This window comes from Pseudarthrobacter phenanthrenivorans (assembly GCF_000813845.1).
Lineage (GTDB): Bacteria > Actinomycetota > Actinomycetes > Actinomycetales > Micrococcaceae > Arthrobacter > Arthrobacter phenanthrenivorans_B.
In genome coordinates this window covers 1-19,493 of sequence record NZ_JWTB01000038.1, presented here as the reverse complement: position 1 = coordinate 19,493, position 19,493 = coordinate 1, and the positions used below count along the sequence as shown (strand labels likewise).

The 19,493-nt window shown below is 67.9% G+C and carries 19 protein-coding genes and 1 pseudogene; 5 read left to right on the top strand and 15 right to left on the bottom strand.

From position 1 onward, the window contains the following. Positions 1–36 precede the first annotated feature (36 nt). The gene (locus tag RM50_RS17375; RefSeq protein ID WP_043455227.1) at positions 37–567 is read left to right on the top strand and encodes a MarR family winged helix-turn-helix transcriptional regulator; all 531 of its coding nucleotides are present in this window, start codon (positions 37–39) and stop codon (positions 565–567) included. A gap of 92 nt (positions 568–659) precedes the next feature. Here RM50_RS17375 and RM50_RS17370 read toward each other — a convergent pair whose 3' ends face one another. The 7 genes from RM50_RS17370 to RM50_RS17340 form a co-directional block, all read right to left on the bottom strand. Continuing rightward, positions 660–1,112 carry a helix-turn-helix domain-containing protein gene (locus tag RM50_RS17370; RefSeq protein ID WP_043455225.1) on the bottom strand — a complete coding sequence of 151 codons (453 nt, stop codon included), beginning with the start codon at positions 1,110–1,112 and terminating at the stop codon, positions 660–662. A 167-nt stretch (positions 1,113–1,279) separates the two neighbouring features. After that, entirely contained in the window at positions 1,280–1,759 is a 480-nt protein-coding gene (locus RM50_RS17365; protein ID WP_043455223.1) for a CinA family protein, read from the bottom strand. Next, the gene (gene pgsA / locus RM50_RS17360) at positions 1,756–2,400 is read right to left on the bottom strand and encodes a CDP-diacylglycerol--glycerol-3-phosphate 3-phosphatidyltransferase (protein ID WP_043455221.1); all 645 of its coding nucleotides are present in this window, start codon (positions 2,398–2,400) and stop codon (positions 1,756–1,758) included. The genes RM50_RS17365 and pgsA overlap by 4 nt, the downstream gene beginning before the upstream one ends. 17 nt (positions 2,401–2,417) lie before the next feature. Then, positions 2,418–5,309: an FtsK/SpoIIIE family DNA translocase gene (locus tag RM50_RS17355; protein ID WP_043455219.1), complete on the bottom strand. Its 2,892-nt coding sequence runs from the start codon at positions 5,307–5,309 to the stop codon at positions 2,418–2,420. A 159-nt stretch (positions 5,310–5,468) separates the two neighbouring features. After that, positions 5,469–7,160 carry a ribonuclease J gene (locus tag RM50_RS17350; RefSeq protein WP_043455217.1) on the bottom strand — a complete coding sequence of 564 codons (1,692 nt, stop codon included), beginning with the start codon at positions 7,158–7,160 and terminating at the stop codon, positions 5,469–5,471. Positions 7,161–7,200: 40 nt separating this feature from the next. Continuing rightward, positions 7,201–8,109: a 4-hydroxy-tetrahydrodipicolinate synthase gene (dapA, locus tag RM50_RS17345; protein WP_043455215.1), complete on the bottom strand. Its 909-nt coding sequence runs from the start codon at positions 8,107–8,109 to the stop codon at positions 7,201–7,203. Positions 8,110–8,167: 58 nt separating this feature from the next. After that, a complete protein-coding gene (locus RM50_RS17340; RefSeq protein ID WP_240471991.1) occupies positions 8,168–8,551 on the bottom strand; it encodes a hypothetical protein in 384 nt (127 codons plus the stop codon). Positions 8,552–8,648: 97 nt separating this feature from the next. Here RM50_RS17340 and RM50_RS17335 point away from each other — a divergent pair, with 97 nt between their 5' ends. After that, positions 8,649–9,884 carry a heparan-alpha-glucosaminide N-acetyltransferase domain-containing protein gene (locus RM50_RS17335; protein WP_043455212.1) on the top strand — a complete coding sequence of 412 codons (1,236 nt, stop codon included), beginning with the start codon at positions 8,649–8,651 and terminating at the stop codon, positions 9,882–9,884. Between the two features lie 142 nt (positions 9,885–10,026). On the opposite strand, the gene RM50_RS17330 is transcribed toward RM50_RS17335, so the two are convergent. From RM50_RS17330 to RM50_RS17295, 8 genes are all read right to left on the bottom strand, one after another. Beyond that, positions 10,027–10,794 (bottom strand): TM2 domain-containing protein, encoded by a 768-nt coding sequence (locus RM50_RS17330; RefSeq protein ID WP_240471990.1) that lies wholly within the window; start codon positions 10,792–10,794, stop codon positions 10,027–10,029. Between the two features lie 422 nt (positions 10,795–11,216). Further along, positions 11,217–11,690, bottom strand: a complete 474-nt coding sequence (locus RM50_RS17325) for a hypothetical protein (protein WP_043455208.1) — start codon at positions 11,688–11,690, stop codon at positions 11,217–11,219. A 3-nt stretch (positions 11,691–11,693) separates the two neighbouring features. After that, on the bottom strand, positions 11,694–12,464 hold the full coding sequence (gene dapB, locus RM50_RS17320) for a 4-hydroxy-tetrahydrodipicolinate reductase (protein ID WP_043455205.1): 771 nt from the start codon (positions 12,462–12,464) through the stop codon (positions 11,694–11,696). Positions 12,465–12,590: 126 nt separating this feature from the next. Continuing rightward, positions 12,591–13,079, bottom strand: coding sequence for a molybdenum cofactor biosynthesis protein MoaE (locus tag RM50_RS17315; protein WP_043455202.1), 489 nt, complete (start codon positions 13,077–13,079; stop codon positions 12,591–12,593). Next, positions 13,069–13,593: a MogA/MoaB family molybdenum cofactor biosynthesis protein gene (locus RM50_RS17310; RefSeq protein ID WP_043455200.1), complete on the bottom strand. Its 525-nt coding sequence runs from the start codon at positions 13,591–13,593 to the stop codon at positions 13,069–13,071. The genes RM50_RS17315 and RM50_RS17310 overlap by 11 nt, the downstream gene beginning before the upstream one ends. Continuing rightward, positions 13,590–14,081: a cyclic pyranopterin monophosphate synthase MoaC gene (moaC, locus tag RM50_RS17305; protein WP_043455197.1), complete on the bottom strand. Its 492-nt coding sequence runs from the start codon at positions 14,079–14,081 to the stop codon at positions 13,590–13,592. Before moaC ends, RM50_RS17310 begins: the two co-directional genes overlap by 4 nt. After that, positions 14,069–15,337, bottom strand: coding sequence for a molybdopterin molybdotransferase MoeA (locus tag RM50_RS17300; protein ID WP_052260326.1), 1,269 nt, complete (start codon positions 15,335–15,337; stop codon positions 14,069–14,071). Before RM50_RS17300 ends, moaC begins: the two co-directional genes overlap by 13 nt. Positions 15,338–15,360: 23 nt before the next feature. Then, complete coding sequence (locus RM50_RS17295; RefSeq protein ID WP_240471989.1) at positions 15,361–17,124, bottom strand: molybdopterin-dependent oxidoreductase; 1,764 nt, start codon at positions 17,122–17,124, stop codon at positions 15,361–15,363. 119 nt (positions 17,125–17,243) lie between these two features. Here RM50_RS17295 and moaA point away from each other — a divergent pair, with 119 nt between their 5' ends. The 3 genes and pseudogenes from moaA to RM50_RS17280 all read left to right on the top strand — a co-directional run. Continuing rightward, positions 17,244–18,371: a GTP 3',8-cyclase MoaA gene (gene moaA / locus RM50_RS17290; protein WP_205622300.1), complete on the top strand. Its 1,128-nt coding sequence runs from the start codon at positions 17,244–17,246 to the stop codon at positions 18,369–18,371. Between the two features lie 5 nt (positions 18,372–18,376). After that, positions 18,377–18,643: a MoaD/ThiS family protein gene (locus RM50_RS17285; RefSeq protein ID WP_043455193.1), complete on the top strand. Its 267-nt coding sequence runs from the start codon at positions 18,377–18,379 to the stop codon at positions 18,641–18,643. A gap of 60 nt (positions 18,644–18,703) precedes the next feature. Continuing rightward, positions 18,704–19,493 (top strand): annotated as a pseudogene (locus RM50_RS17280) (DUF222 domain-containing protein); the annotation flags it as partial.

Sequence of the window (19,493 nt, the reverse complement as noted above, 5' to 3'; positions counted from 1 at the left end):
AATCCTCTCATGATTGCGGACCCTAGAATTGTTGCCATGAGCAACCCCCCGGATCTCCCGCCGCAGCACGATACAGGCGATGATGCCGCCGACACCGCACTGCGGAATGTCGAACACCAAATCAGCCTCTTCTGGCGGCGGGCCAGGGCCATCTCGAACCAGCTCTCCCGGGAAGTCCACCCCGACATGGAGCCTGCAGCGTACGGACTCTTGACGGTCATCCGCAGGGAAGGACCCATCCGCCTGACCGACCTCGCCATGAACATCGGGGTGGGCAAGCCATCGGTGAGCAGGCAGATTGCGTTCCTGGAAAGCCTGGGACTGGTGTCCAAGGAAGCGGATCCGCTGGACCGGCGGGCCCAGTCCATCCGGCTGACGCCGAAGGGCGAGGAGAAGATGCACCAGGTCCAGGACGCGCGGCGGCAGGTCTTCCAAGAGCGACTGCGGGAGTGGCCGGTGGAGGATCTGCAGGAGCTTGCCCGCTACATGGCAATGCTGAACTCAACGTATGAGCGGGACGGATTTCCCAGGGAAGCCGCGGGCGGGTCCCCCGACCAGGAGGACTAGGCCGCAGCGGGCGGAGTGGAAGACAGCAGGAAGCCCCCGGCACGGCCGGGGGCTTCCTGCTGTTGCCTGACCCGCCTGCGGCGGGGCTGGCGTTACCGGGCGCCGGAGAGGAGGCCCGTGGTGAGTTCGTCGTTCAGTTCGTTGTTGAGGTCGCGTTCCAGGTCGCGGCCGTAACGCTGGGAGAATTCCTGCGGCACGGTGTCCGGAACGGCGACGCCCTCGGCGACCGCGACGCGGTCACTGACCTCGCGGAGCATGCTTGACAACGGAACATCCAGCGCCGAGCAGATCGAGGACAGAAGCTCTGACGATGCTTCCTTCTGGCCGCGCTCCACTTCGCTGAGGTATCCCAGGGAGACACGGGCGCTGTGCGAAACTTCGCGGAGCGTACGCCCCTGACGCTGGCGGACATCGCGCAGGACATCACCGATTTCGTGACGAAGTACTACCATCTTGCGCTCCTTCTGTTCGCTCTTAGCCTGTTCGGCGAGGCCCACATCCTTCCAGCGGACAACGCCGTTTACGGATACGGGCTGCTTTACCATCTGTATCGCCTTGCTCCCTCATTGGTCAGGTCCGCCGCGGGGGCGGACCGTCGTGGTCATTTCATCCTAGGCGCCTCCGCTCTCCGGAAGCGACACAATGTAATAACTAATCGGTACCGGCTTTTGTTCCCGGAAACTTTACGCGCGGTAACTTGGCCCCACAAGGATCAGGCGGACAAGGCCTCCAGCAGCCTTTCCAGGGCCGCGGCGCAGGCTGCGCCGCGGATGTCGGGCCGGCTTCCGGTGAACGAATATTCAAAACCAGTGCTCCCCGCGGCTGTGGCCACGCCGATGTACACCCGCCCCACAGGCTTTCCGTCGTGCGCGTCGGGGCCAGCCACTCCCGTCGTGGAGAGCCCGACGTCGGCGCCCAGGACCCTGCGCGCCCCGTCGGCCATGGCGCGGGCAACGTCGGGATCGACGGAGCCGGCACGGGCCAGCAGGTCACCGGGGACATGCAGCACCGCTTCCTTGACGGAATTCTGGTAGGCCACTACCCCTCCCTGCAGCATGCCGGAGGCACCGGGCGTATCGGCCAGGACGGCCGAGACCATCCCCGCCGTCAGTGATTCCGCGGTGGCAACCGTCCGCCCGGACTCGAGCGCCTGCCTGACGGCCTGCGCGGCCAACTGGTGGAGGTTGCTCATGCCTGCTCCTGCCCTTCCACGGTCCCTGCCTGCCGCTTGCCCTTGGCGCGCAGGCGCATGGCCTCGACCACGTATTCAACGCCGGTCCACAGCGTGATGGCAACGGCAGCCATCATGACGGCGAACGCAACCCAGGCCATCCACGGCGCGAATGCCCCGAACGGCAGCAGGTACAGGAAGATCGCCGCTGTTTGGACGACGGTTTTGAGCTTGCCGCCGCGGGAGGCGGGGATCACGCCGTAGCGGATCACGAAGAAGCGCAGGGCCGTGATGCCCCACTCCCGGACCAGGATCACGAGGGTGGCCCACCACGGGAGCTCACCCAGCAGGGACAGCATCACCAGCGCAGAACCGGTGAGGAGCTTGTCCGCGATGGGGTCGGCGATCTTGCCGAAGTCGGTGACGAGGTTGCGGCTCCTGGCGATGTCGCCGTCGAGCTTGTCGGTGTAGATGGCGACGGCGAACGCCGCCACCGCCGCCCAGCGCCACGGTCCGGAGGTACTGTGCAGCCCCGGCGCATCCGCGACGAGGAACCACACGAAGAACGGGACCAGCACAATGCGGATCATGGTCAGGACATTGGGAAGGTTCCAGACCCCGGCTCGGCCTTGGCCGGCGGCGGTGGCATCGGTGCTAGTCACGTTCCTAGGCTACCGGCCTAGCGTCCCGTGAGGGACCACGCGTCTTCGGAGCCGTCGTCGTCATCGCCGTAGCCGCCGGAAGCGGAATCCGAACCGTCGTAGTATTCGACGTTCTGCTTGCGCTTGTCCAGGTCGGCGGCAACCAGGTCCTCGGCGTAGCCACCCTGGGCGATGTTGGCGTTGGCGTTGTCGCTCAGCGCGGCGGTCTGTGAGTCAGGCGCCGCGGGGGCCTCCTGCCCCTTCATGGCGGCGAGGACGGCGGCGAGGTCGTCCGGCTTCACCAGCACGTCGCGGGCCTTGGAGCCCTCGGAGGGGCCCACCACGCCGCGCGATTCCAGCAGGTCCATGAGCCGGCCGGCCTTGGCGAAGCCGACCCGGAGCTTGCGCTGGAGCATTGAGGTGGACCCGAACTGCGTGGTGACCACCAGTTCGGTGGCCTGCAGCAGCACTTCGAGGTCGTCCCCGATGTCGTCGTCGATCTGCTTCTTTTCCGCTTCCGGCGCGACGTCGTCACGGTAGACGGCCTGCAACTGTCCCTTGACGTGTTCGACGACCTTGTGGATCTCGGATTCCGTGACCCAGGCACCCTGGACGCGCATGGCCTTGGAGGCACCCATGGGCAGGAAGAGCGCGTCACCCTGGCCAATGAGCTTTTCCGCCCCGGGCTGGTCCAGGACCACCCGGGAGTCCGTCACGGAGGACGTGGCGAAGGCCATGCGGGACGGAACGTTGGCTTTGATCAGGCCGGTGACCACGTCCACGGACGGGCGCTGGGTGGCCAGCACCAGGTGGATGCCGGCTGCACGTGCAAGCTGGGTGATGCGGACGATCGAGTCTTCGACGTCGCGCGGGGCCACCATCATCAGGTCCGCGAGCTCGTCCACGATCACCAGCAGGTAGGGGTACGGCCGGATGACGCGCTTGGAATCCACCGGCGGGTGGACCTTGCCGGCGCGGACGGCCTTGTTGAAGTCGTCGATGTGCTTGAAGCCGTAGTTGGCGAGGTCGTCGTACCGGGCGTCCATTTCCCGCACCACCCACTGCAGCGCTTCGGCGGCCTTCTTGGGGTTGGTGATGATGGGGGTGATCAGGTGCGGAACGCCCTCGTAGGCGGTGAGCTCCACGCGCTTGGGGTCCACCATGACCATCCGGACCTCGTCCGGCGTGGCGCGCATCAGGATTGAGGTGATCATCGAGTTCACGAAGGACGACTTACCGGCACCGGTGGCACCGGCCACCAGCAGGTGCGGCATCTTGGCCAGGTTGGCCACCACGTAGCCGCCCTCCACGTCCTTGCCCACGCCCATGACCATGGGGTGGTCGGTGCGGCGGGCGTTCTGGCTGCGGAGGACGTCGCCCAGGGAGACGGTTTCGCGGTCCGTGTTGGGGATCTCGATGCCGATCGCGGACTTCCCCGGAATGGGGCTCAGGATGCGGACGTCGCTGGAAGCCACGGCGTAGGAGATGTTCTTGGACAACGCCGTGACGCGCTCCACCTTGGTGCCGGGCGAGAGTTCGATCTCGTAGCGGGTGACGGTGGGGCCGCGGCTGAAGCCGGTGACGGTGGCGTCGACGTTGAACTGCTGCAGGGTGTCGGTCAGGGCGGCGACGACGGCGTCGTTGGCCTCAGTGCGCTCCTTGGGGATGGAGCCCGGGGTGAGGAAGTCAGAGGCAGGCAGTGTGTACGTGACGTCGCCGGCGAGGGAAAGCTGCTCCGTCCGCTGCGGGATGGGCACGGGCGGCGGCGCCGGGGCCACGGGGTTGGAGGGAACAGTAGGTGCGGCGGCGGGCTTGCCGGGGGCAGCGGCACCGGGGATCACCAGCGGGATGGCCTCGGTGGCGTTCTCGGCCGGAGCGGCCGGGGAGCTTCCGCCCAGGCCCTGGGCCGCCTTGATCTTTTCGACGGCGATCTCCGCCTGGGTGGGCCGGCGCACACCGGGAGCGGGCCGGGCAGGCTCCTGCTCGTCGTCGTCAATGACTGCGTGTTCGAAGGCCTCATCCCCCACGTACCCGTCCAGGCCTGCCTCGGTTTCCTCGTCCTTGCCGAAGAGCCTGCGCTTCTTTTTCTTCGGTGCAGCGGGCGGAGTCCGTTCAAGGTAGCTGCGGTCGTGGGCGTCACCGGGTTGGTCCTGCTCCATCAGGTCGATGCCCATGAGGTGTTCGTAGGCTCCCCGGAGGCGGCGCGGGATGGCGGTGAACGGGGTGGCGGTGATGATGAGCACTGACACGAACGCGAGCAGGGCGTAGAGCACCACGGGCACTGCGGGGTGGATGGCTGCCAGCGGCGTGGCCGCCAGGAAGCCGAGCATGCCGCCGGCCTTCCGGAGGCCTTCGAAGCCGTCGGCAACGGTGGGCTGGCCGCCGAGGATGTGGGCGAGGCCGCAGCCGGCGAAGGTCATGATCAGGAAGCCGATCCCAACCCTGTTGTTGCCGCGGCCGTCGGAGGGCTGCCGGAACAGCCGGAAGGCGCACACGAAAAGCATCAGCGGCAGGAGCAGGGAGATCCAGCCGAAGGTGCCGTTCACGACGGCGTAGACGGCGTCGGGCAGCCAGCCCGTCAGGCCCCACCAGGCGAAGGTGGCAATGAAGATGCCCAGCGCCAGGTTGAAGAGTGCGGCGCCGTCGCGGCGGTCCTCCGGTGGAAGGTCGCTGACGTCGTGGCCGATGCGGCGCACTCCCCCGCCCACCAGGTGCCCGATTCCCAGCCAGGCTCCGCCCACGACGCGCAGCAGCCACGGCTGGTGGTGTTCGACGGCGGGAAGCTGGCGGGTGCGTGCGGTGCTGGATGAGCCGCCGCGCGCTGGTTTGCTGGCGGTGGAGCCGGTTCCGCGGCCTGTGGAGGCTCCGGATTTGCTGCCGGAGCTGCCCCTGCCGGTACCTTTGGGCGCGGAAGTAGTACGTGTGGCCATAGTAGCCACGCTACCGGAAGCAGGCCGTAATTCCGGGGATATCGGGGCCCGGGGAGCGCACCGGTTGACGGCGCGGACCGCACCGTCCGGACACGCGGAAGGCCCCGGTTCTCAGTGAACCGGGGCCTTCCGAATCTGCCAATGGCAGCGGAGGCAATCTCAGGCCTCGAGCACCACCGGGATGATCATGGGCTTGCGGCGCAGCTTGCGGTTGACCCAGGTGCCCACGACGCGGCGCACCACCTGCTGGAGCTGGTGACTGGTGTGGTCGGCGTGGTTCTGGACTGCTTCTTCCAGTGCCGCGTTGATCTTGGGGATGATGTCGTCGAAGACGGAGTCATCCTCGGCAACGCCGCGGGCGTGGATCTCGGGCCCGGACACCACCTTGCCCGTGGCCCGGTGGATGACCGTGATGATCGAGATGAAGCCTTCGTCGCCCAGGATGCGGCGGTCCTTGAGGTCGGCGTCGGTGATTTCGCCCACGCTGGAGCCGTCGACGTAGACGAAGCCCACCTCCACCTGGCCCACGATGTCCGCCTGGTGGTCGCGGAGGTCGATGACCGTGCCGTTGTCCGCGAGGATGACGCTTGCCTCGGGGACTCCGGACTCGATGGCGATCTTGCCGTTGGCGATCAGGTGCCGGGTTTCGCCGTGCACCGGCATCGCGTTGAGCGGCTCGAGGATGTTGTAGCAGTAGAGCAGCTCACCCGCGGCGGCGTGGCCGGACACGTGCACCTTGGCGTTGCCCTTGTGGATCACGTCGGCACCCAGCTTGAGGAGGCCGTTGATGATCCGGAACACCGCATTTTCATTGCCCGGGATGAGGCTGGAGGCCAGGATGACGGTGTCGCCGTCGCCCACCACCACGCGGTGGTCGCCGTTGGCCATCCTGGACAGGGCGGCCATGGGCTCGCCCTGGGAACCCGTGGACATCAGCACCACGCGGTTGTCGGGGAGGTTGTCGATGTTCTTGATGTCGACGATCAGCCCGGCGGGAACATCCAGGTAGCCGAGCTTTTCCGCGATGGCCATGTTGCGGACCATGGAGCGGCCCACGAAGGCCACCTTGCGGTTGTGCTTGGCTGCCGCGTCAAGGACCTGCTGCACACGGTGCACGTGGGAGGAGAAGGATGCCACGATGATGCGCTTGGTGGCCTGGCCGAAAAGCCGCTCCAGCGTGGGGCCGATCTCCTTCTCGGCCGTGGTGAATCCGGGGACGTCCGCGTTGGTCGAGTCGGACATGAACAGGTCCACGCCCTCTTCGCCCAGCTTGGCGAAGTGCCGCAGGTCGGTGATGCGCCCATCCAGCGGCAGCTGGTCCATTTTGAAGTCGCCGGTATGCAGGACGGTGCCGCCCGCGGTGCGGATGAACACCGCAAGGGCGTCAGGGATGGAGTGGTTGACGGCCACGAACTCGCATTCGAACGGGCCGAACTTCTCCACCTGGCCCTCTTCGACCGTCAAGGTGTAGGGCCGGATGCGGTGCTCCTGCAGCTTGGCTTCGATCAGGGCGAGGGTCAGCTGCGATCCCACCAGCGGGATGTCGTTGCGCAGGCGCAGCAGGTACGGCACGGCGCCGATGTGGTCCTCGTGGCCGTGGGTCAGGATCACGGCCACGACGTCGTCCAGCCGGTCCTCGATGTAGGAGAAATCGGGCAGGATCAAGTCAACGCCGGGCTGGGTTTCCTCGGGGAAGAGGACGCCGCAGTCCACGATCAGCAGCTTGCCGTCGATTTCGAACACGGCCATGTTCCGGCCGATTTCCCCCAGTCCGCCAAGCGGAACGATCCTGAGCGTGCCCTGGGGCAGGCGAGGAGGGGTGACAAGGCCGGTAAGGGCAGTTTGGGTCATAGTGCACTACTTTCCAGGCGGAAGGGTGCCGGTCTTAGCCTCAGGAGAAGACCAGCCCCGCTTCCGCCAAATCCCCGCGGATGGTTTCGATCTCGGTTTCGTCCGGCTCCACGAGGGGCAAACGGACAATCGAGTTGGGCAGGACTCCCTGCCATTTAAGAATCTGTTTGGCCGCCACGGCTCCCTGGACGCGGGTCATCGTTGCGCGGACCACGGGCTGCAGTTCGAAGTTGATCTTGCGAGCTGTGCCGAGATCGTTGGCGTTGACGGCGTCGATGAGTTCGCGGAAGCGACGGGTGGCAACGTGGGTGGTGACACCCACGAGGCCTACGGCGCCCAGCGCCATCCACGGAAGGGTCAGGCCGTCGTCGCCCGAGTAGAACAGGAGGTCGGTTTCGGCCATGACCCGCGTGGCGGCGGTGAGGTCGGCCTTGGCGTCCTTGACGGCGACGATGTTGGGGTGCTGGGCAAGCCGGATCATGGTGTCCGGTTCGATCGGGATGGAGGACCGGCCGGGGATGTCATACAGCATGACAGGCACGTCCACCGCAGAGGCGATGGTTTCGAAGTGGGCGCGGACCCCGGCCTGGCTGGGCTTGTTGTAGTAGGGGGTCACCAACAGGAGGCCGTCGACGCCGAGGGCAGCAGCCTGCTGGGAGAGGTGCACCGAGTGCGCGGTGTCATTGGTGCCGGTGCCGGCAATGATGGCCGCCCGGCCGCCCACCGCTTCCTTGACGGCGCGGAACATGCCCAGGTTTTCCTCGTCCGTCAGGGTGGAGGTTTCACCGGTGGTGCCGGTGACCACCAGGCCGTCGCAGCCGTCGTCGACGAGCTTGCTGGCCAGCGCAGCCGCCTGGTCGTAATCCACTGCGCCGTCCTTGGTGAACGGCGTGACCATGGCGGTCAGGAGGGTACCGAGGGCAGGGATGTGCGCGGAAGAGTCAGCCATGGAAAAAACGTTACCCTGTCCCCCGCTGGTTAGGACAATGCCACGGCCGTGACGAACGTCAAATAGGCCGGACCCCGGGGCGCGGCCCCGCCTCGGCTCCGGTGTGGCAGTAGCGCCCGACGGCGGCCTGCCGGAGGTCCTCAGCCCAGGACGCCAGCCGCTGGGCGGCGCGAACGTAGTGGAACAGTTCCGTAGGCGTGAGCGCTTCGATGTCCGTTTCCGCGAGCCGGCGGGCAAGCTCCGCGCCTTCGGGCTGGGCGGCCAGGCTGATGCCTTCCTGCTCCCACTGCACGTCCTCAGCCGGTTTGCCCGAGACAAGCTGCCGGAACAGGTAGTCCACCACTCCCGGGCTCATTGCCTTCAGCAGCCCACTGCCTGCCTCGGGTTCAGCCGGCTGCAGGCGGCCCTGCTCCTGCGTGCCTCCGCTTGATGACATTTCCATGGCACAGATAGTATTCGAACATATATTCGAATACAAGATCCCTGTGACGGGATCCCTGTGACAGGAGCACTTCAACAGCATGTGAGACGATCTGGTCATGTCCTCGCGTACCCCGGCCACCCGGTCCCGGAAAGCTCCCGGACGGCAGCACCCCGGGCGCCTCCGGGGTATCGACGCGGCACGCGGCCTGGCACTGCTCGGCATGATGGCCACGCACCTGCTGCCGACCTTCGAATCGGATGCCGGCCTCACGCCCACGTGGATCGGCCTCACGTTCTCCGGCCGGGCTGCGGCACTTTTCGCCGTACTCGCGGGCGTGGGACTCGCGCTTTCAACGGGGAAGGACAAGCCCCTGCAGGGCAGCGACCTCTCCGCGGCCCGCCGGGGTGTTGCGCTGCGCGCCCTGGTGATTGCCGCCGTCGGCCTTACCCTGGGCGGCCTGGAAGTGAACGTGGCGATCATCCTGGTCCACTACGCGGTGCTGTTCCTGTGCGTCCTGCCCTTCCTGGGACTGGGGGTGAAGCAGCTGTGCGCCTGGGCAATCGGCTGGATCCTGGCATCGCCGGTGTTGGCCTACCTGCTCCGGCCATGGCTCCTCGCCCCGGAACCGCCCCTGAAACTGGGCCACAACCCGGCCTGGGAAGACCTGGGGACGCCCTCCCGGCTGCTGGCGGACGTGTTCTTCACCGGCTACTACCCGGTGCTGCAGTGGCTGTCCTACCTGCTGGTGGGGCTGGCTATCGGCCGCCTGGTCCTCACCAAAGCACTGGTCCCCGTCCTGCTGCTGGCGGGAGGAACCGTTGTTGCCGTTGCGGCCAAGGCCGTCGGCACTGCGGCCATGGCGGACTGGGGCGGACTGGCAGCACTGGAAGAGGCCATCAACTCGCCGGGGTACCCGCTGGGCAGCGTGCTGCAGGTGAACCTGGCCGGACTTCCGCAGGAAGGTTCGTGGTGGTGGCTGGCGTCGGCGGCGCCGCATTCGGGGACCACGCTCGACCTGCTGCATACCTCGGCGGTCGCGGCAGCCGTCATTGGCGCCTGCCTGCTGCTGGGCCGCCTGGCCGAATGGGTGGACCTGGACCTGCTGCTGCCGCTGCGGGGAGCAGGCGCCATGACCCTGACCCTCTACACCGTGCATGTCTGGGTCGTGTCCGGCTTCTACCTCAAGCCGCTGCCCGCGGGCTGGACCGAGGACGGGATGTATTTCGCCCATGCCGCCACGGCGATTGCCGTGGGCGTAGTGTTTGCCCGGCTCTCCTGGCGCGGACCCCTGGAATGGGCGGGCCATGCGGCCACCCTCGTTGGCCGCGGAGGCGTCAAGGCGCTGCAGTGACGGGACGCCTTGATGCTGCAGGTCGAGACAGCGTTGAAACGGGGAATGCGCCAAAGGAACCCGCGGCACCATCACAGGATGCTGCCGCGGGCCTGGGTTTTCCTGACTGGCTGTTGCAGGTGACCGGTTTTGAACCGACCGCCTACTGTGCTGTCAGGGTGAAGGCAGCAGCCTTGTCGCCGGAGTCATTGATGATCACCACCTGGACCGGGCCCTTCTTGACGTCGAACGCAATGACCCCCTGGCGGACGTCTCCGGCGCCAACCTCTTCCGTGGGCAAGGCCCCCAGCCCCTCGTCCAGGTAGACCAGTTCGCCCTCTTTTCCGTCGGCGTCGTAGACCGCAAAATTCGAGGGGCTGGAGAAGCTGGTGCCGGTCTGCGTCTCCCATGAAACCTCGACGGCGAGGAAGCCGCCGTTTTTGGGTTGCAGGTAGGACATACCGGGAATCTCGGCAGTGTAGATCGAATCCAGGACGCCTACCTTGACCGTGTTGCCCTCAGACACCGTGGCCACAACAGAGCCGGCGTCGGGTGCGCTTCCGCCCGACGGAACGGGGGCGCCCTGGGATACCGAAGGAATTCCGGATGGAACGGGTACATTGCGGCCGTCCACAGCAGCGGCGATCATGGCGATCGAGACAACGGTCAGCACGATCCCCGAAATAATGCTCATCAGCCAAACCACGGCAGTGATGATCCACGCCTTCTTCCTGTTCTCCGGGTAGCCCGCCAGCGGGCGGCCGAAGATGTCCCGGGTATTGCCCGTCAGGGTCATCACCAGGTCCACGATCGCCCAAATGCCCAGGCCCCCGGCTGTCAGCAGCTTGGCGACGGCAGAGCCCATCTTGCCAAGATAAAACCGGTCCGCGCCGAAGGTGCCCAGGAGGAGGGACAGAATCCAGGTGGTCATGAATGACCTGCGCGGCCCATCGGGGTAGGGCCCGTGGCTGGCGGCGCCCGGGTCAAAGCCGGGCCGTCCGTCCGGAGCGGGGTGCCCAGCAAAGCCGGACTGCCCGGCAAAGCTGCGCTGCCCATCGACACTTGACGGCGCCGGCGGAACCGGAGGCGCTGACGGTCCGCCTTGTGGCGGTTGGGGATGACTCGGGTGGCTCATGATCGTCCTTTATGCAGGGTGCGGGTGCGCAAGCAAGGTTCAAGGGACGATCGTGGCGGCATGACCGCCAACCCCATGTCCGCCCCCCAAGCCGGAAAGTGTTGCCCCCCGAACATACCGCGGGCACAACGGAACTGCGATGGGCAGATATGCCCATCGCAGTGGGTTGGTGGCGTGCCGCGGCCGCGTGGAGCAGCCGGTGCTAGGACGCAGCGGCGCTAGGACGCGGCGGTGAAAAGCCGGACGGCGTCGCGCATGGATGCGCGGGCCCGTTTCCGGTCCCCGGCGGCGTCGTAGGCGCAGCTGAGCCGGAACCAGGAGCGCCAGTCGTCGGGCGCGGCCTCGGCCTCGGCACGGTATTTTTCGAACTCGGCGTCGGCGGCGGCGCGGACGATCCGGCCGCCGGGCGTGCGGGGCAGCTCATCCACGGGCAGCCCGCCTTCTGCCTCCAGGACCTTGGCCATCTGCTCGGTGCGGGCACCGAACATGAGTTCCCGGATCAGGGCCCACGCGCCGACGATGGGCAGCACCAGGTAGGCGGCGCCAATGGCCTTGGCGGTGAGGCTGCTGTCCGCCAGCAGCAGGAGGGACCGCTGGAAGGAGACCACCAGGTAGAAGACCAGCAGCAGCGTCACTGCTCCCACCCAGATCTTGGTGCGGTTCTTCCGGAAGCCGGCCAGGAACCCGTCCACTGCCTAGAACCCCAGGTCCAGGTAACCGTCCAGGCCCACGGTCAGGCCGGGGTGCGCGGCGACGTTGCGGACGCCCAGGAGCACGCCTGGCATGAAGGACGCCCGGTCGAAGGAATCGTGGCGGAGGGTCAGTTGTTCGCCCGGGCCGCCGAGGAGTACTTCCTGGTGGGCCACCAGGCCGCGGAGACGGACGCTGTGCACCCGGACGCCGTCCACTTCGCACCCGCGCGCTCCGGCACGTTCACTGGTGGTGGCATCGGGGCTCGGCGGCAGGTCCGCTGCGGCCCGTTCCGCCGCGATGAGCTGTGCCGTTCGCACGGCGGTGCCGGAAGGGGCATCCACCTTGTCCGGGTGGTGCAGCTCAATGATCTCCACGGACTCGAAGTACCTGGCAGCCTTCGCCGCGAAGGCCGAGGCCAGCACCGAGCCCAGCGCAAAGTTGGGCGCGATGAGGACGCCCGTTTCCGGGTGCCCGGCCAGGAGGGATTCGAGGGCGGAAAGCCGGGCAGCGTCCCAGCCGGTGGTGCCCACGACGGCGTGGATTCCATGTTCGACGGCGAAGCGGACGTTCGCTTCGGTGCTTTCGGGAACGGTCAGGTCCACCAGGTACTGGGCACCTGAGGTGGTCAGCTGCTCCAGGGAGTCACCCCGTCCCAGGGCTGCGGCGAGCTTCATGTCGGGCGCGGCATCGATGGCCTTCACGGCTTCGGCGCCCATGCGCCCATTGGCGCCGAGGACGGCCACCAGCTTGGGAACGGAGTGTTGTTCGGTCATGGTGTTAACCCTACCGGCGGGACCGGTGGGTGCAGGAACCGGCCGGCGTGCGTTACCTCGCATTCCGCGGCCGCACCCGCGGACTGGTCAGCCGGGGAGGATCCCCCATGCGGGTCCGGTGCAGCGTCAGCTGCCCGCACCTACCCATTCCACGGTGCCGTCGGAGAAGAACTGCTCCTTCCAGATGGGCACCTGCTCCTTGATCCGGTCCACCAGCTCGGAGCAGACGGCAAACGCCTGCCCGCGGTGCGCGGCAGACACGGCGCACACGAGCGCGGGGTCTCCGATCTCCAGCATGCCGATGCGGTGGGCGGCCCAGATGCGGACCGGCTGGCCACTGCCTCCGGAAGCCTCCGCGGCTGCCTGTTCCCCCGCAGCGTTCTGTTCAGCAACCAGGCGGGCGACGACGTCGGCCATCACCTGGTGTGCCGTGGGGTGCGCACTGTAGCTGAGGCGCTCCACGGATTTGCCGCCGTCGTGGTTCCGGACCACGCCGCTGAAGCTGACCACCGCGCCGGCCGTGTCGCTTTCCACGGCAGCGATGGCCTGGTCGACGGAGATCGGGTCCGGGCTCAGCACGGCCCTTACTATCTCGAATGCTGCTTCAGTGCCCATGTCCGCCTTCCAGCTGGTCGCAGAGGTGCCCGATCACGGGATCCAGGACGCCCAGGCCGTCCATGACGCCCTTCGGTGATCCAGGCAGGTTCACAATAAAGGTTTTCCCCGCGGCGCCGGCATGGCCACGGCTGAGGGCAGCGAGCGGGGTCTTTTCGGCGCCGGCCCGCCGGATTGCCTCCATGATGCCCGGGATTTCCCGGTCCAGCAGGGGCAAGGTGACGTCCGGTGTCCGGTCGTCCGGGCTGAGCCCGGTGCCGCCGCTGGTGATGACGACGGCGGGATGCTGGGTCAGGAGCGCCCGGATGGCAGCCCCGACGGGCTCGCCGTCGGGGACCACCATGGCGGGGAAGACGTCGAAGCCGTGCTCGGTGAGCCAGCCGGTGATGACCGGGCCGGTTTCGTCGTCGTAGATGCCGGCGGCCGCACGGGTGGAGGCGATAACGACGCCGGCCCTGCGTCCCTGAACGTCGCCGTGCCGGTGCGGCTCGGCTGCGCCAAAGATGGAGGTCACAGTGCCCAGTCCCCGCTCTTGCCGCCGCTCTTGGCCAGCACCTTGATGTCCGTCAGGACGGCGTGCTTGTCCACCGCTTTGATCATGTCGTAGACGCTGAGGGCGGCCACGGACGCAGAGGTCAGGGCCTCCATCTCCACGCCGGTGACCCCGCGGGTCTTGACGGTGGAGGTGATGGTGACTGTTTCGGTGCCCAGCTCGAAGTCCACTGTGACCTTGGACAGCGGAAGCGGATGGCACAGCGGCACCAGGTCCGGGGTCTTCTTCGCGGCCATGATGCCGGCTACGCGGGCAACCGCCAGGGCGTCGCCCTTGGGGAGGCCGCCGCTGCCCAGCAGTTCCATCACCTCTGCGGTGGTCTGCACGGTGGCGGTGGCCGTGGCTTCGCGGGTGGTCTCGGGCTTGGCGGAGACGTCCACCATCTGGGCGCTGCCGTCCTGGCGCAGGTGCGTCAGCGCGGGGGTCTGTTCTGCGTTCACAGCATCCATACTTCCACCTCATCCCCGGAGGCGAGCTCCGTTACGCCGGCCGGAACGTGGACCAGGACGTTGGAACCTGCCAGGGCGTGCATGAGGTGCGAGCTTTCGCCGCCCTCAAGCCGCACCGTCCCGTCCGGCTGCAGGCTGCCGCGCCGGACCTGGTGCTTGGGCGCCGGGGACGTGAGGGGCTGGGCCAGCCCACTCAGATCCAGGCGGGCACGCAGCGGCAACCTGGCTGCCGGTGCCCCCAGCAGCGCTGACAGGGCGGGGCGGAGGAACATCTCAAAGGACACCAGGCAGCTGACCGGATTGCCGGGAAACCCAAGGAACGGGACGCCGTCGAACGTTCCCATCCCCTGTGGACCGCCCGGCTGCATGGCCACGTGCAGGAACTCGACGGGCTGGTCTGCCATTGCCTGGCGCACCACCTCGTAAGCGCCCTTGCTGACCCCGCCGGTGGTGACGATGAGGTCGGCGCCCTGGCACTGGGCCCGCAGCAACGCGGTCAGTTCAGCCGGATTGTCGGTGGAAATACCGGAACGCCGGACGGTGAGGCCCGCCTGCTTCATGGCAGCCTCGAGCAGGGTTCCGTTGGAGTCGTAGATCTTGCCCGCCGGAAGCGGCCGGCCGGGTTCCACCACCTCGTCCCCGGTGGTGACGAGCAGGACGGTCACGGCCCGGTACACAGGCACCTCCGGAATACCCAGCGCGGCGAGCAGCCCCAGCTGCGCCGGGCCCAGGCACGTCCCGGCGGCCAGCGCCTGCTCCCCCGCCGCGATGTCGCTTCCGGCGGCCCGCACATACGTTCCGTGGGCGGTGGCCGGCAAGGTCACCGCCCGCCCGTCGCCGGATGCCAGGAAGTGGTCCGGGACCGCCTTTTCAATCGGTACGACGGCGTCGGCCCCCGCCGGGATCATGGCACCGGTCATGATGGGCGCCGCCGTTCCGGGCTCCAGGGGGTGGGGGGTTGCCCCGGCAGGAACCGGGGGCATGATGCGCAGGTCCGCTCCGTCGCCGGGAAGGTCACCGGAACGGACGGCATAGCCGTCCATTTGGGAATTCGCGAAAGGGGGAAGGCTGACCGGCGCGTCGATGGACAGCGCCAGGCCGCGGCCGAGTGCCGCGCTGAGCGGAAGGGTTTCGATGCGGTCCGCCGCTGCCATGCCGCTGAGGAGGTCCCGGACGGCGGCGGCATGGTCGGCAACGGACCGCGCCCCGTGGTGCACCTGGTGCCTGGTCTGGCCATGCGGAACGGAACGGGTCATGGGTACGCCTTTGGTCGCGGCTGTCAGGATTTCACGTCCACTCTAACCGTGTGGAATCCGGTGGCCCCGTCCGGCGCCGGTGGCCGCGCCGTTTCGTCCTGTGCCCGGCCCGCGAGGTCGGTGGCACGGACCTGGACCTCGTACTGCCCCGGGGTCAGGTCCACGCCCAGCTTCCACTGGTACCACGTATCGGGCGAGATTCCGGTGGCCAGGTCCGCTTCCTGCCACGGTCCCCGGTTGATCCTCAGTTCCACCTTCCGGATACCGGTGTGCTGGGCCCAGGCAACTCCCCCAAAGACGACTGTTCCTGCGGTGACCGGCCGGCCGCTGCGGGGCACGTCGATGCGGGATGACATTTTGATGGGGCCACGCTCGGACCAGCCCCGGGGCGTCCAGTAGCCGGTGTCGTCGGCGAACCGGGTGACCTTCAGTTCGGTGAGCCACTTGGTGGCCGAGACATATCCGTAAAGGCCTGGGACCACCAGCCTCACGGGGAACCCGTGCTCCAGCGGCAGCGGCTCACCGTTCATGCCCACGGCGAGCAGGGCGTCCCTGGCGTCGGTGAGGACGTCCAGGGGCGTGCCGGCCGTCCATCCGTCGGCGCTGCGGGAGAGCACCATGTCGGCGCCGGGTTGCGGACCGGCCTGGGCCAGCAGTTCGCGGACCGGCCAGCCCAGCCAGCGGGCGTTGCCGATCAGGTCCCCGCCCACACCATTGGAGACGCAGGCGATGGTGATGTGCCGCTCGGTCAGCGGCTTGGCCAGGAGGTCGGCGAAGGAGAGCTGTACCTCGCGCTCGACCATCCCGGTGACCTTGAGGACCCAGGTATCCGCGTTGACCGCCGGGACGGACAGGGCCGTATCAATCCGGTAGAAGTCCCGGTTGGGTGTAACCAGCGGCGTTGCACCGGCTACCCCTGATTCGGCGGTGGCCGGGATGGGCGGGGCCGGTGAGGCCGGTGCGGGAAGGGAGATGCGGGCCCTGGCTTCGCTGGCCGCGATGGCGGCGCTGCGCCAGATTCCCGCGAGCACGCCTCCCACGGCTGAAACCGCGGCGGTGACGGCAAGGGACTGGAAGAAGCTGCGGCGGGATGGGCCGGTGCCGGCGGCTGCCTCCCCGCGCCAGGCGTGGAGTTTCCGGATCAGGAACCGCAGGAGGATGCCGGCAAGCACGGCGGCCAGCACGGGAAGTGCCAGGGCGCCGGGTGTCACCTGCGCGCGGGTCAGCACGGCTGCGGCTCCCGCTGCCCCAAAAATTCCCACCACGGCGATTCCGGCGAATTTCCGGCTGTCTTCGAGGACGCCTGCCAAGGCAGCCAGCATGGCAATGGCGAGTGCCATGCCGGCCAGGAGCGCGGCCTTGTCGGCCGTGCCGAAGAGGGAGATGGCCCAGTCCTTGACGCCTGGCGGCACTGCGTCGATGACAGCACCCCCCACCGCCGTCAGGGGCGACAGCGACGGGATGAGGAAACCTGCCAGCAGTTCCCCGGCCACCAGGCCACCGGCAACAGCCGCAACACCGGCTGCAGCCGCGAGGGACCGGTGCTGTCCATCCAGTTCCTGGCTGTCGTCCTGCCGTTTGTCCTGCCACTTGTTCTGCCACTTGGCCTGCCGCGGCGCCTCCTGCGTGTCCTGCACGGGCCTCCGGGTCGCCCCGCCGGGGCTTGCCGCCTGTTGTCCCCCGCTCGGGACAGGGCCCGCACCTGGGTGCGCGCCGCCGTCGGACGCCTGCCGTGGAAGGCCGGTGCCGCCGTCGTCCATCAGGCCTCCGGGCCGGGGACTCTTCACCCCTCCAGCATAGGTTTCCCGGCGCCAAAGGGCGCCGGATCTGCTGCAACTCCCCGCAGGTTGGCGTCGGGCGCAGTCATGTGTGTGATCCGCGGCTCAACGTGGCGTAGCCTGAATTCATGAGTGTCCAGCTAGGTATGCCCCAGCCGCGGGAGGAAGCAGCATCCGCGCTGCCCGCCGTTCCCGGGCGCCGGCCCGCCGATGCGCCCGCAGGCCTCGTGGACCGGTACGGCCGGCGTGCCACCGACATGAGGCTGTCCCTGACGGACAAGTGCAACCTGAGGTGCACCTACTGCATGCCCGCCGAAGGCCTGGAGTGGCTGGCAAAACAGGCAGTGATGTCCGCGGATGAGATCGTCCGGATTGTCCGGATTGGCGTGGATCAGCTGGGGGTCCGCGAACTCCGCCTGACGGGCGGGGAGCCCCTGGTAAGGCACGACCTTGTGGACATCATCGCGGCCCTGCGCCGGAACCATCCGGACCTGCCGATCTCCATGACCACCAACGGTGTTGGCTTGGCGAAGAAGGCGGCGCCGCTCAAGGCGGCGGGGCTGACGCGCATCAATGTCTCGCTGGATTCGCTGCACGAGGAGACCTTTGCCCAATTGACCCGGAGGCCATTCCTAAACCAGGTGCTTGCCGGTGTGGATGCGGCGTGGGCGGCCGGTCTGGGGCCCGTGAAACTGAACGCGGTGCTGATGCGCGGCATCAATGACGCCGAGGCGCCGCAACTGCTGGACTGGGCTTTGGGCCGCGGATATGAGCTGCGGTTCATCGAGCAGATGCCGCTGGATGCCGACCACGGCTGGACCCGGCGCAATATGATTACCGCCGCCGAAATCCGTGACCTGCTTTCGCGTGACTTTGTGCTCACTCCGGACCGACGGGCCCGTGACGGTGCCCCGGCGGAACGTTTTGACGTACGACGGCGGGTGGATGGTCCGGCGCCTGCGGATGGTCCCGTGCTGGGAACCGTGGGCATCATCGCTTCCGTGACCGAGCCGTTCTGCTCGGACTGCCGGCGCACCCGGATCACGGCCGAAGGCAAGATCATGAGTTGCCTGTTCTCACGCGAAGAGTTCGACCTGCTCGGGTTGCTGCGTTCAGGCGCGTCCGACGACGACCTGGCGCAGCGCTGGCAGGACGCCATGTGGATCAAACCGAAAGCCCACGGCATGGACCACGTGGGACTCGACGCTCCGGACTTCGTCCAGCCGGACCGCAGCATGAGCGCAATCGGGGGCTGACCGGGATGCTTGTACGTTACTTCGCTGCCGCGCGCGCTGCCGCCGGGTTTGAGGAAGAGAAGTTCGACCTGCCGGCGGGGTCCACCGTGGCGGACCTGCTGCAGGTTGTTGCCGCCGTGGACCGGCCCGAACCGCCGGCGGGTACGCCCCCGCTGCAGCGGCTGCTCTCGCGCAGCAGCTTCCTGCTTAACGAAGTGGCCGTGCGGGACCAGGCGACGGTTCTTGGCGCCGACGACGTGGTGGACGTGCTGCCGCCGTTCGCCGGCGGATAGGACTGCCGTTCCGGTTGCCCTGCGAACCTGATTGTCGGACCCTCGTTGGATGATGTGGGTATGGGAATCAGCAGCGGTGTCAGGGTTGTGACGGAGGGTGTTTCTGCCTCTGTTGCTGCCCTTCGCGCGCTGGACCGGGAGGACGCTGCTTTGGCTTCCGGCGCTGATGCTGGCAGTGATGTGGATGTGTTGCAGCGGCGGTATGAGCTCCGGCTGAAACGGCTGGAGGTGGTAAAGCGGCTGGAAGGCCGGCTCGCCGCGGTGAAGGCCCGCGATGTTGCCGACGCTGTTGAGTTTCAGCAGGCGATGCTGGCCCCGGACGCGCCGGTGCAGGAGCGCACCTATGCGGAGATGTCGGCCGTGGAAGAAATCGCCGGGGTCCTGACCATCAGCTCCCCGGCCGCAAGTGGTTTGGTGGAGCAGTCCCGCCGGGTCTGCTCCCTGCCGCCGGTCCTGAACGCCCTGGCCGTCGGCGCCTCGTCCTGGCAGCACGCCCGCATTGTGGCGGACGAGACCGAGGGCCTCACCCCGGCCGGGGCCGCGGGGTTGGTGGCGCACTTCTTCGACCCGGCCGCGCCCACCCCGGCCCGCGGCGCCGCCCCCGGCGAGCTCGTGCCCTCCAGGTTCCGGGCCAAGGTCCGGTCCTGGCGCGAACGCCACCACCCCGAAACCCTCGAGAAACGCCACACCAAAGGAACCGCGGACCGGCGGATGGACTACACCCCCGACCGCGACGGCATGGCCTGGCTCTCCCTCTACCTGCCCGGGGACACCGCATCGGCGATCTGGAACCGCACCACCGCCACCGCCCGCGGCCTCCAAAACCCGAACGAGCACCGCACCCTCACCC

What these genes read in the sequence shown, in the direction of transcription:
- RM50_RS17300 (WP_052260326.1), bottom strand. Translation starts at nt 15,337, where the DNA reads ATGACCCGTTCCGTTCCGCATGGCCAGACCAGGCACCAGGTGCACCAC.
- RM50_RS17285 (WP_043455193.1), top strand. Translation starts at nt 18,377, where the DNA reads ATGCTTGTACGTTACTTCGCTGCCGCGCGCGCTGCCGCCGGGTTTGAG.
- RM50_RS17365 (WP_043455223.1), bottom strand. Translation starts at nt 1,759, where the DNA reads ATGAGCAACCTCCACCAGTTGGCCGCGCAGGCCGTCAGGCAGGCGCTC.
- dapA (WP_043455215.1), bottom strand. Translation starts at nt 8,109, where the DNA reads ATGGCTGACTCTTCCGCGCACATCCCTGCCCTCGGTACCCTCCTGACC.
- RM50_RS17375 (WP_043455227.1), top strand. Translation starts at nt 37, where the DNA reads ATGAGCAACCCCCCGGATCTCCCGCCGCAGCACGATACAGGCGATGAT.
- RM50_RS17370 (WP_043455225.1), bottom strand. Translation starts at nt 1,112, where the DNA reads ATGGTAAAGCAGCCCGTATCCGTAAACGGCGTTGTCCGCTGGAAGGAT.
- moaC (WP_043455197.1), bottom strand. Translation starts at nt 14,081, where the DNA reads ATGGATGCTGTGAACGCAGAACAGACCCCCGCGCTGACGCACCTGCGC.
- dapB (WP_043455205.1), bottom strand. Translation starts at nt 12,464, where the DNA reads ATGACCGAACAACACTCCGTTCCCAAGCTGGTGGCCGTCCTCGGCGCC.
- RM50_RS17355 (WP_043455219.1), bottom strand. Translation starts at nt 5,309, where the DNA reads ATGGCCACACGTACTACTTCCGCGCCCAAAGGTACCGGCAGGGGCAGC.
- RM50_RS17340 (WP_240471991.1), bottom strand. Translation starts at nt 8,551, where the DNA reads ATGGAAATGTCATCAAGCGGAGGCACGCAGGAGCAGGGCCGCCTGCAG.
- RM50_RS17315 (WP_043455202.1), bottom strand. Translation starts at nt 13,079, where the DNA reads ATGGGCACTGAAGCAGCATTCGAGATAGTAAGGGCCGTGCTGAGCCCG.
- moaA (WP_205622300.1), top strand. Translation starts at nt 17,244, where the DNA reads ATGAGTGTCCAGCTAGGTATGCCCCAGCCGCGGGAGGAAGCAGCATCC.
- RM50_RS17350 (WP_043455217.1), bottom strand. Translation starts at nt 7,160, where the DNA reads ATGACCCAAACTGCCCTTACCGGCCTTGTCACCCCTCCTCGCCTGCCC.
- RM50_RS17335 (WP_043455212.1), top strand. Translation starts at nt 8,649, where the DNA reads ATGTCCTCGCGTACCCCGGCCACCCGGTCCCGGAAAGCTCCCGGACGG.
- RM50_RS17330 (WP_240471990.1), bottom strand. Translation starts at nt 10,794, where the DNA reads ATGACCACCTGGATTCTGTCCCTCCTCCTGGGCACCTTCGGCGCGGAC.